General features: G+C 60.4%; 1 protein-coding gene. It reads right to left on the bottom strand.

Annotated elements, in window-relative coordinates:
• Positions 1-1,067, bottom strand: a 1,067-nt coding sequence (locus LGZ98_RS23825) for an AAA family ATPase (protein WP_262978742.1), incomplete at both ends; no start/stop codon positions are given.

Raw genomic sequence — 1,067 nt, 5'->3', positions numbered from 1 at the left:
CACAGCGCCGTCTCCTGACCGATCACCCGCTCGCCCACATGCTGTTCCAAATGCAGCAGGCCGGTTTGCTCGTCTTTCAATACGCTGCTTAACGGGATGCCCGTCCAGTCGGCAATCACTGTTGCCACGGTACGCGCATCCACATCCGGCGATAGCAAGGGCTGCCCCTGTTGCAGGGTTGCCAGTCGCTGTTGTAACGCGGCCAGTTCATCCTGCCGGCGGCTGTCCTGTCGGATCGCCAGTAACTGTTGCGTGAGCTGTTTTTCCTGTTGATACTGTTCATTCCGCTGTTGCTGTTGCCGACCCAGTTCATTGCGCAGCACAGCAATCTGCGCCAGACGGTCAGCGTGATGAGCCTGCCCCAACGTCATATCTTCCCGTATCGCCTGTTGCTCCATCTCAAGCGCGGTCAATTGGGTCTGGAGTTGCGTCAACGCCGCCGGTACGGTGTCCAAACTCATCCGCGCCCGCGCGCCGGCGGTATCGAGCAGATCCACCGCTTTATCCGGGAGCTGGCGCCCGGTCAGGTAACGGCGGGAGAGTGTCACCGCCGCCTGTACCGCACTATCAAGAATATGGACACCGTGGTGGCGGGCATAACGCGCTTTCAGCCCGCGCAACATCAGGCAAGCGGTTTCATCATCCGGCTCGTCAACGTTAATCCGCTGGAAACGGCGCTCCAGCGCCGCATCCTGTTCAAAATAGCGTTTGTACTCCGACCAGGTGGTCGCCGCGATAGTCCGCAATTCCCCCCGCGCCAACGCGGGTTTCAGTAAGTTAGCGGCGTCTGCGCCGCCCGCCTGATTACCGGCACCAATCAAGGTGTGGGCTTCATCAATAAACAGTAAGATGGGGGTGGACGATTGCCGGACAGCTTCAATCACGTTTTTCAGCCGTTGCTCAAATTCGCCTTTCACCCCGGCGCCCGCCTGCAACAGGCCCAGATCCAGCGCCCGGATACTGACCGTTTTCAAGCTAGCCGGGACATCGCCTTCGGCAATCCGCAGCGCCAGTCCTTCCACCAACGCGGTTTTCCCCACGCCCGGCTCGCCCACCAGGATCGGGTT

It is taken from the genome of Photorhabdus kayaii, from assembly GCF_025384895.1.
Taxonomy (GTDB): Bacteria; Pseudomonadota; Gammaproteobacteria; order Enterobacterales; family Enterobacteriaceae; genus Photorhabdus; species Photorhabdus kayaii.
Note: the sequence above shows the minus strand (reverse complement) of the source record. Positions and strands in the feature narration are given on the sequence as shown.